Raw genomic sequence first — 12,277 nt, forward strand, 5'->3', positions numbered from 1 at the left:
TTACAGGATTTTTTTGCTCCCCTCACTCCCCTACAGCTAATAAAGAAAGTAATAGGTGGTGTCAGAAAGGAGGAGATAAAGGATATAACCAATAAGCATTTAGCTGACATGGTCAAAAACCCTTATCCCTTCTATCTTGATCCAATTCCAAATCTATACTTTCAAAGAGATCCCTTTGCAACCATAGGAAATGGCGTAACCTTAAATGTAATGGCTTCTGTAACTAGAAATCGTGAAACTCTTTTTGCCAAATATTTATTTGATTATCATCCAAGATTTAAAAATACTAAAAGATGGTATAATCGAAACAAAACCCATCCTATTGAGGGTGGGGACGAACTGGTGCTTTCTCCAAAGGTAATTGCTATCGGTATTAGCGATCGTACTGATCCTGTAGCTGTTGAGATGGTGGCAAGAAATATCTTCAATTCCGATGAACCCTTTGAGGTTGTACTTGCCTTTGACATTCCTAAAACTAGGGCATATATGCATTTAGATACAGTGTTTACTATGATAGACTACGATAAATTTACTATTTACCCTGGAATAGAAATGCCCTTAGATGTATATAGTCTGCGAAAAGGAAGTGGAGGAAATTTAAAAATAAATTATGAAGCAGAAGACTTATCATCAATTCTAAAAAAATATCTGGGCTTACCATCAGTAGAGCTAATTAGATGTGGCAATAATGATGTAATTGCCGCTGGCAGAGAGCAATGGAGTGATGGCAGTAACACCCTAGCAATATCACCAGGTAAGGTTGTTTGCTATAACAGAAATTATGTAACAAACGAGGCTTTACGAAAGTCTGGTATTAAGGTATTAGAATTTGATTCATCTGAACTGTCAAGGGGCAGAGGTGGCCCTAGGTGTATGAGTATGCCTCTGGTTCGGCAGGACATATAAGTCAAACAAAAATCTTTGACTATAAATATAATTCGTTATAAAATATACTTTGTAATTATACTTGTTAAAATTAGGAGGCAAAGGAATGTTTGACTACCACGTACACAGTCACTTTTCACCGGATGCAAATATGACAATGGAGCTTGGAATTAAAGCTGCTATTTCTAAAGGCATAAAAGAAATATGCTTTACAGATCATATAGATTATGATTTTGATGGCGAGGGAAATAACATCACCTTTGACTATATGGAATATCAAAAAACCATTAAAGAATATCAATTAAAGTATAATGACAGAATTAGAATTAAGCAGGGAGTAGAGTTTGGGTTACAAAGCCACACATTAGACAAGTATAGTAGGGATTTTAAAGACAACTCCTTTGACTTCATTATTGGTTCTTTACACTCTGTAGAAAAAAAAGATTTATTCTCTGGTGCTTTTTATTCTGAAAAAACACAGTTAGAAGCATATAGGGTGTATTTTGAAGAACTGTATGACATTTTATGTGATTTTGATGATTTTAGTGTCCTTGGTCATTTAGATGTTGTTAAGCGTTATGGTAGCTTTGATATTCCCTTACCCCTCGAAGCCTATTATGAGGCAACAAGTAAAATATTGAAGAAGGTTATAGATAAGGGAAAGGGTATTGAGTTAAATACTTCTGGTATACGTTATAGAGTTGGGGATTATCACCCCTCTTTAGATGTTTTTCGCCTTTATTATGAGTTGGGTGGAGAAATAATAACAATAGGGTCTGATGCCCATACAACAAATCAATTATCCTTTGATTTGAAAAACGCAGTAAAAGCCCTTGAAGCTATTGGCTTCAAATATGTATGTACCTTTAGTAGAATGGTGCCCAGCTTCCATAGACTATCTAGTTTATTATAGGATTTTATGTGGATTTAAAGTCACAATGCAAAAAATTAGAGGTGAGAGCTTTTATATTCTCACACCTCTAACCTCTGACTTCTAGCTTCTTAGTATAAACTCTTTATCACATTAATATCCTCTGAATAGCAACCCTATGATCCCAATCACATACCTCACAGTAGAAAATATGCATACACTCATCTTTTGGGACCCCATCTATCTCCTCTGTAATACTCCTGTCAAGATATGGACTATAATCATCAAAATAATCTTGAATTACACCGTAATCCTTCATTGCTCCACCACATTTTGGGCATTTTATATTATAACTGTATAAGCAATTACATATGGGACAAACGGATTCCATTGGTTAACCTCCCTACCAGCTAGCCTTCTTTACTCCAGGTATTTGCCCCTTATAGGCTAATTCTCTAAAGCAAATTCTACATATTCCAAACTTCCGTAATACCGAATGGGGTCGCCCACATATATTGCATCTTGAATACTCTCTTGTTTTATATTTAGCCCTTCTCTGCTGCTTAATCTTTAGTGCCTTTTTAGCCATATGTAGCCTCCTTTGGTTTTCTTGGTAGCTTTATTATTTACATAATGGCTAATTTAAATCCTTTTATACCATAGATTTTAAATATTGTAGTACTTCTTCAGCATGTCCTCTTATTTTTACTTTCCTAAACTCCTTAACCAGTATACCCTTAGTGTTAATTACAAAGGTTGATCTTTCAGTACCCAATATCTCTTTTCCAAACATTTTTTTTGACTTTAATACATTATATAATTCATGTATGTGTCTGTTTTCATCACTTAGTAATTCAAAGGGTAAGCCTAATTTTTCTTTAAACCCTAAATGACTCTTAATACTATCCTTGCTAATTCCAAATACAACTGTGTTTAGTTCCTTAAAGCTATTATAGTTATCTCTGAACTCAGAGGCTTCACTAGCTCACCCTGGGGTATTATCCTTAGGGTAGAAAAATAAAACAATATTCTCTTTACCTATGAAGTCCTTTATACTTATTACCTCTCCATTAGTAGCTTCAGCTTTAAAATCTGGAGCTAATTCGCCTATAGCTGGCCTGTCCATTTTTATCACCTCTTAATTTTTTTGCTTATATGTTATGTAGCATTATGCTTTTATTTGCGGTATTTTTCTAATAGATCATCAATTGCTTCTCTTAACAAAAACTCTTCAGTTTTGTAGGTCTTCTTAGAAAGCTCCATTAACTTTTCTAATTGAGTTTTTGTATAATAATTAGATCTTAAAACCATGCCCTCATCCTCTGCAAGGTATATTCTATTTTTACCTTCTCTCTTAGCTCTAAACAAAGCACCATCGGCTGCTTTAACAAGCTCCTCTACATTTCTTGCATGCTTTGGATAATTTGCCAATCCACCACTAATTTTTATATCTATATCTGACTTCTTATCACCCATTCTAAAAGTATGCTTGTCTAAGTATTTTCTTATTTCTTCAACCCTTATAAAGCCTGTTTCTATTGAGGAATTAGTAAGTAGTACATTAAACTCATCTTTATTGCCTCTACCTACAACATCATTTTTAAAGATGTTTTGCTTAAGTATTGATGCTATCTTTTTTATTACTTGATCTCCCACCTGTTCTCCATAATATCTATTAACAGTTTGAAAGTTGTCTATGTCTATTGAGGCGATTGTAAAGCTCTCATTCCCATGATGAATTTTTTCCTTAATTTTCTTTATAAAATCGTTTTTTTGTAATATGCCATCTATTTTATCAATCACATGGACTCCCCCTTAATCAATTAATTGCTTCTGTTGATATTATTGATTATTTATATGTACCCTCATTTATGAATTATTCACTGACAATATGAAATTTCATTTAAGCTTTTTAGGTAATAATGTATTTTTTATTGGAATAGTTATTGTATATGAATATATTATGGGGTGATAACCTTGAAAAAATTTTCATTCATTTTAGGTGTAATTCTTTTAGCCTCAATAAACTTTGTGGTTAGATCTCTTGGATTCATCTATAGAATAATACTATCAAGAATGATAGGTCCACAGGCCATTGGCTTATATCAAATGGTTTTCCCCTTTTTGATGGTTTTAATTACTTTACCAACAGCAGGAATACCAATTGCAGTTTCAAAGCTTGTAGCAAAGGAAAACTCTTTAAACAATAGAAATGGAATATATAGAATCCTACTAATTTCACTTTTAATAGGCGGTATTATTTCATTACTTTTAACTGTTATTGTTTCATTAAATATTGATATAGTTGTAAACAGTATACTTAAAAATTCAGATTTACACCTGCCAATACTTTGGGTTATACCAGCAATAAGTTTAATAACCTTTTCCAGTATCTTAAGAGGCTTCTTTTATGGTCTAAAGGATTTAAAACCAGCGGCATCTGCCCAGATACTAGAACAGGTAACCCGTATTCTATTTGTATTATTATATCTCTACTATAAAAATCCTAATCACCCTATTACTATGGCAACTATTGCTATTATAGGTCTATCGGTTGGTGAATTCTTTGGTCTTGTTTACCTCATAATCGGCTTTAATATTAAAAAGCTAATATATAGAAAAACCTCCTTAAACCTTCTGGGAACCTCTTTTTTAAGCTATTTTAAAGACATTGCATATATATCTATACCAATAACCATCAGCAGACTTATATCAGTCCTTATGCAAACAATTAATTCAATACTAATTCCCCATAGACTTGTTATTGCGGGATACACCTCTGTTGCAGCCATTGAGATATTTGGTAAAATTGCTGGTATGGCAATGCCCCTTCTCTTTTTACCTTTTACAGTGACTGGTGCACTTGTTATAAATGTAATTCCAAATATTTCTGAACAGGTTGCCGTCAATAATTTAAGTGATGTTTCTTATAAATCCAGCCTTGCAATAAAAATCACTTTATTAGTAGCAATTCCAGTTACATTAGTATATACAGTTTTAGGGAAAGAACTGGCAGGTTTAATCTATCATCAAAAGGAAGTTGGAGTATATTTATCAATAATAAGCTATTCAACCCTATTTATGTGTATGCAGCACACTCTCTCAGGAATACTACACGGGTTAGGCAAGCAAGTGATTACTACAATAAACTTCCTTTTAGGTATGCTAATCCAGCTTTACTGTACCTACTTCTTAGTACCCAATCCTAAGTACGGAATTAATGGTTTTTTTATTGGCTTTATACTGTCTTCCTTTGTTATTTTTATTCTCCATTTAATTACTCTGTATCGCTTCGTACCATTTAAGCTGTCATTAACACAGAGTGTAATTAAGCCTTTACTGTCCTCCTTGTTTATGATTTTAATTATGTTATTTATTCATAGGGGTAGTTTTATTACCAGTGAGGCTCTAAAGGGAATAATAGCATTTACTACAGGAGGGTTAGCATACATAGCTTGTCTTATTATAACAAAGACAATAAACATAAAAGCATTAATAGACTCAATTAAGGGATAACTAAACATCTCTACTGCTAAAATAGCTTTTGATATCCTCAACATCATATGTATTTAATATATCCTTAGCTTCTAACCAGCCTTTTCTTGCTACTCCAATACCATAAAAAATATCATCTAAGCCCTCAACCCTATGGGCATCTGGTTCAACTACTAGCTTTACACCCTTTTCCTTTGCATATTTACACATACGCCAGTCTAAATCAAGCCTATGGGGATTGCTATTTATTTCTATGGCGACCCTGTACTTACTACAGGTATCAATGATTTCTTTTAAATCTAAATCGTAGGCATTTCTTGAAAGTAAAAGTCTACCAGTAGCATGTCCTAATATCTTCGTGTATGGGTTTTTTATAGCCTTAATAATTCTTTTAGTCATAGTATCACTATCCATATTGAAATGGGAATGAATGGAGGCAATTACATAATCAAAGGTTTCCAATACATCATCCCTATAGTCTAAAGAACCATCCGCCAATATATCCGATTCAATTCCTTTAAAAATTTCAATATTGGGATATTTCCTTCTAAGGCCTTCAATTTCACTATGCTGTCTTTGAATATCCTGTTCCTTAAGGCCTCCTGCATAAATTGCACTTTTGCTATGATCGGATATTCCTATATACTTAAAGCCCCTATCTATAGCAGCTTTAACAAGCTCTTCAATACTATTCCTACCATCACTAAAGTGGCTATGAACATGAAATACTCCCCTTATTGAGGATAATTCCACCAGCTTTGGTATATTACTTAATTCAGCAGCCTCTATTTCTCCATTATTCTCCCTAAGCTCTGGAGGGATATATTCCAGCTTTACAATATTATAAATATCCCCTTCATCCTTTACAGGAACAATTTCATCACCTTTAAATATTCCATATTCATTTATCTTATAGCCCATTTGCTTAGCTCTATGTCTAAGGGCTGTATTATGCTCCTTACTTCCAGTAAAGTGCTGCAATGCATTGGGGAACTCACTATCCTTTACTATTCTCATATCAACATTCATACCCATATCTAAGGTTATACTACATTTTGTTTTACCCCTACCAGTAACCTTCAGTACTCCTTCAAGACTTGTAAAATAATCCATTACATAATCTATATCTTTTTCTAGGCAGCTTACTATTATATCTATATCCTTTATTACCTCTTTAAATCTTCTAATGCTTCCTGCTAAGCTTATTCTTTGTACTTGAGGTAGCTCTTTTAGCTTATTATGTATAAAGTTTCCGTAGGAAAGGCCTGTTGATATTAAGAATTGATTTCTAAAGCTATTATAGCCTTTTATTCCTTCTAATATTTTATTTTGTGTTTTTTCACCGAAGCCTTTTATGTCCACTAAACGATTTTGTGTACAGGCTTCTTCTAACTCCTCCACCGTCTCGATACCTAGGTCTTTATATAAAACCCTTGCTTTTTTAGGACCAATTCCTTGTATTTTAAGGATTTCCTGTAGTTCCTTGGGGATTTCCTCCTTTAATTTATCATAGAATTCTAAGGCACCTGTTTCTATTAGTTCAGTGATTTTTTCTTCTAGGGCCTTACCAATCCCTTTTACTTCATGAAGCCTATTTTCTTTAACTAGCTCCACTAAGTCCTCTTCCAACAGTTCAATAATTCTTGCCCCATTATAATACGCCTTTACCTTAAATGGATTTTCCCCTTGAAGCTCAAGAAGGGTGCCTATCTCTTCTAAAATAATGCTTACATCATGTTTATTCATTGATAAACCTCCTGCGTCAGTTCTTTATAGATTTATAGTACCCATTTTTTATTAAGCTAAATGCTTTCATATTAATTTTTAATTATAATAAGCAGTTAAGTTATTATACAGCAATAGCAATATTTTTAGTAAACACTGGAATATGCTTATAAAGAAAACTTAGTTCAGATGGAGTTTTAACTCCACCTGAACTCTAGTTCCGCTTACTTTCTAGCTTGGCGGCACTTATCTCCCGCTTAAGAAGCGGGAGTGTTAGTAACGCCGCTGAGATAATTGTAAAAAAGTAGAAATAGCTGTGCTATTATGATATAATTATTTATACATTTTTACAAAGATTAAAGGACTTTATTGAGCTTTCTCATAATTTACAATAAAAAGGGGGGGAACTGTATGGATGATAAAATATTTAATTTGCTAGAGAAAATGTATTATGAAATGCATGGAATGAAGGATGAATTAAGAGACGATATGCTTGGGATGAAGGATGAATTAAGAGCTGAAATGCGGCATGGATTTGTTAGGCTTGAAAATAAGATGGATGAAAACCATAGAGCCCTTTTTGATGGGTACAGACAAAGCATTGAAGCAATAAATGAAACACGAGAAAAGTTAGAGAAGTTAACAGATAAGTAGAAAATCAAGAAATAAGGTTACAGGTTTTAAAGTCTGTAAAATAATAAATGGATGCTTTAGATTGGAAGTTACTGTACAATGGGAAATGGGAAGAAGATATAACCATGCATAACAGTAGAAAAGGTATATTAGAAAAACCAGCCGCAAATTTTAGTTAAAAAACAGTTGAGTAAGGGTGGTTTTTCTTTGTGTTTAAAAACTGCTTTTTAATACCTATATTTTGCTTTACACTAGCAGTTTAATAACTACATATCTATATTAGCTAGTTTTTCTAGAATGTGGGCTACTGGAATAACACCTGTGTATTTCCCAGCTTTAGTAACAATAGCATAATCGTATATTTTTTCCTCTTCTCTTAATACTATCATTTTGCATAGCTTCATTAGTGGCATATTCTCATCAACTATTAGGGGGGCATTATCCATAATTGCATATATAGGTAATGAAACAAATGCTTCGTTGTCTTTGTGGGCTGCCATTTTAAAATAGAATTTATTTCTCATAACAAGCCCTACAATCCTTTCTCCACTTACTATTGTCACCCCTTGCAGCAGTTGATTTGAACTAAATAAATTATGTATTTCAATACATTTCAAATTAAGCTCTAGTGCATTATCCTGTCTAACTAGCTCAGATGTTTTTATTTCACCTTTACATGCTTGTCCTTCTTTTTTTCTTAAACCCTGTATGTCATTGATAGTATTAGGGTTTATAGGTTTAAAGTCTGGACTTGGTTTTTGAATATAATAGCCTTGTCCGTATTCAATCCCTATTTCTATCAATGTTTTAAGCTCGTTATAGGTTTCAATACCTTCTGCTATTAGCTTTATACCTGTAATATCTGCAAATCGTTGAAAGCTTTTAATCAATTCCTTTTTTACCATATCCTTATCAATTTCCCTGATCAAGCCCATGTCTAACTTAATGTAATTGGGTCTAATTTCCGATAGGGTTCTTAAGCCTGAGTAGCCTTCCCCAGCATCATCAATAGCTATTCTATATCCTTGGCTACGATAGTTTTCAAGTATTTCTCTGAAGCCTTTATAATTGTCTATTACAGTATGTTCAGTAATCTCAAATATAATCCGTCTTGGTTCAATACTGTAATTACCTAAAAGCTCCTTTGTAAACCCCTTTTTAAAATCAGGATCTTTAATTATATTGGAATCTACATTTATGAATAAATACTTATCCTCAATAACATCTTTAGCTCCCTTTATAGCACTAAGTCTACATAAAACATCTAATTCCCAAACCTTGTTCATTTTTTTTGCTATATCAAATAAATTACATGGGTAATAAAAGACGCTATTTTCTGGACCCCTAGCCAATGCTTCATATCCTAATATTTCACCATCCTTTAGAGATATTATAGGTTGATAAAACATTACTAATCTATTATTATGTAATATGTCAAAAAACTCTTTTTTGTTACTTCTAACGGCTGAAATTGTCACTCTGGCTCCTCCCTTCTATTACAACTACATTTTATACTATATTAAAACATTATTTGTTATTTTTAAGTAAATTTTATCGAGAAAAGAGCCAAAATTTGATATTTCTCTACTTTTTAGTTATATTTAGCTTATTTCTTACTAATTTAATCCTTCAACACCTCAATTATGTCACCTACTTTAACACAACCACCCATTATTATTTTGGTAAATATACCTTCTTTTGGCATTATGCAATCGCCAATTGTATGAAATATTTTACATCTATTATGACATTGTTTTCCAATTTGAGTAACCTCATGAATTGATTCACCAATTTTCATTTTTGCTCCTATGGGTAACTTATATAAGCAGATCCCTTCCGTTGTTATGTTTTCAGCAAAAACACCAGGAGACAAGTTTTCCATACCCATTTCCTTAATTTTATCTATACTCTCCTGTGCTAATAAGCTAACTTGACGATGCCAATCACCTCCATGGGAATCCTCCTTTAATCCAAAATTAGTTATAAACTCCCCCTCTTGGATAGGGGTTTTAGGTATCCCCTTTTTACTGCTTATATTAATTGAAACAACCTTTGCCATTGGTATTCCTCCTAGTCTACAAACATTAATAATTTACAGTTTCATCTGTTTTTTAAGTAATAAATGATTACTCTTTATTCACATTAGTTTTTGATATAAATAAACCTAAAATCAGAATTAAAACTAATATTGCAGAAATAGCTTTATATAGTGATGTTGCTAGTACTTTTTAATATCCTTACTTCAACTACATTCTACCATTTGAATATAATGTAGTAAACAAAGATATTAGAATATGGTATGAAAAAAGAACCCTTAATGGGTTCTTCGCAAGCTAACATTTTCTATAATTATATCTATTTCATCTTCATTTAATGTTTCTTTTCTCAATAGCTCATTTGCTATTTCAGTTACTAACTCAATATTATCATTAATTAATTCCTTTGTTTCGTTATATAATGCCTCCATACTGTGGTTACATTCCTTTACTAGGTTGCCATCTGCTGCCTGCTGTCCCATCAGCATTTCATAGTTAAGCATTCCCATTTTTTCACTCATACCAAAATGCTTAATCATCATTAACAGGGTCTCAGTAGCTTTTTGAATGTCATTGCTTGCTCCTGTAGTAATATTATCCTTACCAAATATTATTTCTTCTACTACTCGCCCTGCTAAAGAAATTTTAATATTATTTATCATATCAAGCTTTGTATGGAACATTTTATCTGGAGGAATATTCATGCAAAAGCCTCCTGCTCCTTTAGTACTTGGAATAATAGTTACCTTTGTTACCTTATTTGCAGATGCCAACAGCTTAGTTGCTACAGTATGTCCTGCTTCATGGAATGCAGTTATCCTTCTATCCTGCTTAGCTATTTGACTTCTATTTTTTTTCTCATCTCCTGCAATTACTTTATAAAAGGCTTTATCTACATGATAATCTTCAATGCTTTTAGCATTATCTCTAGCAGCATAAATAGCAGCTTCGTTCATTAAGCTTTCTAGCTTTGCTCCACTGAAATACACAGTTTGCTGTGCTAATCGTCCTAAATCTAATGCAGGTGAAATTGGTCTATCTTCAGAATATAACTGTAATATTTCTTCTCTAGCCTTAAGATCAGGCAAACCTACTTCTATTTGTCTATCAAATCTTCCTGGTCTCAAAAGGGCTTCATCAAGGGTATCTAGTCGATTTGTAGCTGCTAATACAATAATCCCTTCACTACCCTTGAAGCCAGACATTTCTGTTAATAAGGCATTTAATGTTCTATCTGACTCGTCACTACCCCCTAGTCCACCTCGGTCTCTTTTTTTACCAATAGCATCAATCTCATCTATAAATATAACACATTTGCTTTTTTCTCTTGCCTTTTTAAATAGACTTCTAATTCGAGCTGCACCTAAGCCTGCGTATATTTGGACGAAATCTGAGCCTGAAACAGCCATAAAGTCCACCATCGCTTCACTAGCAAGTGCCTTTGCCATTAATGTCTTACCTGTACCAGGTGGTCCATACAAAATTACTCCTTTAGGCATTCTAGCCCCATAACGCATATATTTATCGGGATTCTTTAGAAAATCCACCAGCTCCATTAAGCTTTCCTTTGCTTCATCATTACCTGCCACAGAACTAAAGGTTAGCTGCTTGTTCTTTTCAGAAGAATACTCAATAGAAGACATTTTATCGTATTCCTTTGATGCTTGTCTTTCATTATTACGTGAAAGAAAAATAGCTAGTACTATAAAACCACCTATAAGCCCAACAAAGGCTATTATTTCACCTAATGTGTGCTGCTCATTAACCTCAACCACATTTACCGAGTTCATTAGTAGCATTTCTTTTAAATTATCAATTCTTGGGTTATCAGTTTTAAAGTACTGTCCATCGGTTAATTGTCCCTTTAATTCAGGCTCATCATTTAAATGTACCTCAGCTATTTCCCCTGACTCAACCTTTTCAATAAAGCTACTGTAGGATACTTTAATATACTCTGGTTTATTTAAAAAGTTATATATACCATATGCAATTAAACCTATACTAATCACTATTAAACTAATAATAATGATTTTTTTGATGTCTTTTATTACAGAATTCAATTATAATACCCCCTTCTATTCATATAATGACTAACCCATATGCTGTTACTATGGGGTAGCCTATGTAAAGGTTTTTGGGCATACAAACACAAGGGAGGTTTACATAATATTTTAACATAAGTTCAAAAAAAAATAAAGCATTATGCTTTATTAACCTTCTATTGACTTTTTTTAAGGCTCAACAGCTTATCCTTGCCTTTATTTAATCTTTCAAGCTCTCTTACCTCACGTTTTTTCATTTTATTGGTTATAATATCATAATTACCTATTGCCGCTGCAGCTACTAGAAAGGAATTAATTATAGATATATATAAGCTATCTATACTTACCTCCATATAGACTAATCGGTTAGCTACAGTGTTTTTTGCAAGGGGAAATTCCTCACTTTTGTAAAAGTTTTTTCCCCAGGCACCTGTGGGGAATTATTATGTTAATCGAATGAGTGAATTTTTCATTCGATCGCTATCACCGTTGAATATAAGAAGATAGCAGTGATGTATAAGTCTATCTAGTAGGGCACTTCTCATTTGTTCATCATAAAGTACAGTTGCCCAACGCGTAAATTCAATATT

The 12,277-nt window shown here is 33.0% G+C and carries 14 protein-coding genes; 4 read left to right on the forward strand and 10 right to left on the reverse strand.

The features are described from left to right. Together F8154_RS14390 and F8154_RS14395 are read left to right on the forward strand one after the other, a co-directional pair. Positions 1–906 (forward strand): arginine deiminase (locus tag F8154_RS14390; protein ID WP_151862317.1); only part of this gene is annotated, 906 nt, incomplete at its 5' end. An 85-nt stretch (positions 907–991) separates the two neighbouring features. Next, entirely contained in the window at positions 992–1,798 is an 807-nt protein-coding gene (locus tag F8154_RS14395; RefSeq protein ID WP_151862318.1) for a histidinol-phosphatase HisJ family protein, read from the forward strand. A gap of 106 nt (positions 1,799–1,904) precedes the next feature. Here F8154_RS14395 and F8154_RS14400 read toward each other — a convergent pair whose 3' ends face one another. From F8154_RS14400 to F8154_RS14415, 4 genes are all read right to left on the reverse strand, one after another. Next, on the reverse strand, positions 1,905–2,147 hold the full coding sequence (locus F8154_RS14400; RefSeq protein ID WP_151862319.1) for a hypothetical protein: 243 nt from the start codon (positions 2,145–2,147) through the stop codon (positions 1,905–1,907). A gap of 12 nt (positions 2,148–2,159) precedes the next feature. Then, positions 2,160–2,345, reverse strand: a complete 186-nt coding sequence (locus tag F8154_RS14405) for a type Z 30S ribosomal protein S14 (protein WP_151862320.1) — start codon at positions 2,343–2,345, stop codon at positions 2,160–2,162. Between the two features lie 63 nt (positions 2,346–2,408). Then, positions 2,409–2,882, reverse strand: a complete 474-nt coding sequence (locus tag F8154_RS14410) for a peroxiredoxin (RefSeq protein WP_151862321.1) — start codon at positions 2,880–2,882, stop codon at positions 2,409–2,411. A gap of 50 nt (positions 2,883–2,932) precedes the next feature. Further along, positions 2,933–3,559 (reverse strand): diguanylate cyclase, encoded by a 627-nt coding sequence (locus F8154_RS14415; RefSeq protein ID WP_151862322.1) that lies wholly within the window; start codon positions 3,557–3,559, stop codon positions 2,933–2,935. A gap of 165 nt (positions 3,560–3,724) precedes the next feature. Here F8154_RS14415 and F8154_RS14420 point away from each other — a divergent pair, with 165 nt between their 5' ends. After that, the gene (locus F8154_RS14420) at positions 3,725–5,272 is read left to right on the forward strand and encodes a putative polysaccharide biosynthesis protein (RefSeq protein ID WP_243141272.1); all 1,548 of its coding nucleotides are present in this window, start codon (positions 3,725–3,727) and stop codon (positions 5,270–5,272) included. Here the strand turns inward: F8154_RS14420 and polX are convergent, their stop codons facing one another. After that, the gene (gene polX, locus F8154_RS14425) at positions 5,273–6,997 is read right to left on the reverse strand and encodes a DNA polymerase/3'-5' exonuclease PolX (protein ID WP_151862324.1); all 1,725 of its coding nucleotides are present in this window, start codon (positions 6,995–6,997) and stop codon (positions 5,273–5,275) included. It abuts the gene before it with no gap. A 390-nt stretch (positions 6,998–7,387) separates the two neighbouring features. Here polX and F8154_RS14430 point away from each other — a divergent pair, with 390 nt between their 5' ends. Next, positions 7,388–7,630, forward strand: coding sequence for a hypothetical protein (locus F8154_RS14430; protein ID WP_151862325.1), 243 nt, complete (start codon positions 7,388–7,390; stop codon positions 7,628–7,630). 245 nt (positions 7,631–7,875) lie between these two features. On the opposite strand, the gene F8154_RS14435 is transcribed toward F8154_RS14430, so the two are convergent. From F8154_RS14435 to F8154_RS15700, 5 genes are all read right to left on the reverse strand, one after another. Then, on the reverse strand, positions 7,876–9,087 hold the full coding sequence (locus F8154_RS14435; RefSeq protein ID WP_151862326.1) for an EAL domain-containing protein: 1,212 nt from the start codon (positions 9,085–9,087) through the stop codon (positions 7,876–7,878). A gap of 143 nt (positions 9,088–9,230) precedes the next feature. Next, the gene (locus F8154_RS14440; protein WP_151862327.1) at positions 9,231–9,668 is read right to left on the reverse strand and encodes an MOSC domain-containing protein; all 438 of its coding nucleotides are present in this window, start codon (positions 9,666–9,668) and stop codon (positions 9,231–9,233) included. A gap of 255 nt (positions 9,669–9,923) precedes the next feature. Next, complete coding sequence (locus F8154_RS14445; protein WP_243141273.1) at positions 9,924–11,705, reverse strand: ATP-dependent metallopeptidase FtsH/Yme1/Tma family protein; 1,782 nt, start codon at positions 11,703–11,705, stop codon at positions 9,924–9,926. Between the two features lie 158 nt (positions 11,706–11,863). Further along, positions 11,864–12,040 (reverse strand): hypothetical protein, encoded by a 177-nt coding sequence (locus tag F8154_RS15255; RefSeq protein WP_192930325.1) that lies wholly within the window; start codon positions 12,038–12,040, stop codon positions 11,864–11,866. Positions 12,041–12,130: 90 nt separating this feature from the next. Continuing rightward, positions 12,131–12,274: an ATP-binding protein gene (locus F8154_RS15700; protein ID WP_279237218.1), complete on the reverse strand. Its 144-nt coding sequence runs from the start codon at positions 12,272–12,274 to the stop codon at positions 12,131–12,133. Positions 12,275–12,277: the final 3 nt, after the last annotated feature.

Origin of the sequence: Alkaliphilus pronyensis (genome assembly GCF_009017275.1) — a bacterium.
In the GTDB taxonomy this organism is placed as follows: Bacteria; Bacillota; Clostridia; order Peptostreptococcales; family Natronincolaceae; genus Alkaliphilus_C; species Alkaliphilus_C pronyensis.